The sequence below is a fragment of the Hyphomonas sp. GM-8P genome, assembly GCF_003263315.1.
Lineage (GTDB): Bacteria > Pseudomonadota > Alphaproteobacteria > Caulobacterales > Hyphomonadaceae > Hyphomonas.
Genome location: NZ_AWFE01000031.1, coordinates 1 through 563, shown reverse-complemented (window position 1 = coordinate 563; position 563 = coordinate 1). Strand labels below are relative to the sequence as shown.

Annotated in this window: 1 protein-coding gene; it reads left to right on the top strand. The window is 61.6% G+C overall.

The window, feature by feature from the left end; translation table 11 throughout:
• Window positions 1–103: 103 nt before the first annotated feature.
• The coding region (locus HY26_RS02920; RefSeq protein WP_199288534.1) for a type IV secretion system protein at window positions 104–563 on the top strand (460 nt) is incomplete at its 3' end.

Sequence of the window (563 nt, the reverse complement as noted above, 5' to 3'; positions counted from 1 at the left end):
GTGGCGCTCGAAGAATCGCGCCGGGCCGCCACCCGGGAACAGGCCCGCATCCGTCACAAGCGCTTCGTCGGCGACGGCGTCGCCTATACGAGGGATTAGGGCGATGGAAGACCTCGGCGTCATCGACCAGTTCGTCGCGACCTTCTCTTCTTACATCGACAGCGGCTTTGGCCTGCTGCAGCCGGATGTCGCCTTCCTGACCTCCGCGCTCATTGCCATCGACATCACACTGGCAGGCCTCTTCTGGGCCATGGGTCCGGACACGGACATTGTCGGACGGTTCCTCAAGAAAGTCCTCTATGTCGGCGCCTTCGCGCTCATCCTCGGCAATTTCGCGCTTCTCTCGGACATTGTGTTCACCAGCTTCGCTCAATTAGGGCTGAATGCCACCGGCGGCACGATCACAGCCGAGGACATCATGAAGCCAGGGTTCATAGCCGCGACCGGGTTCGATGCGGCGCTGCCCCTCCTCGACGAGATCGAAAAACTCACCGGCCCGCTCGCCTTCTTCGAGAACTTCGTGATCATCGCGGTCCTGTTCCTCGCCTGGATCATCACGCTGC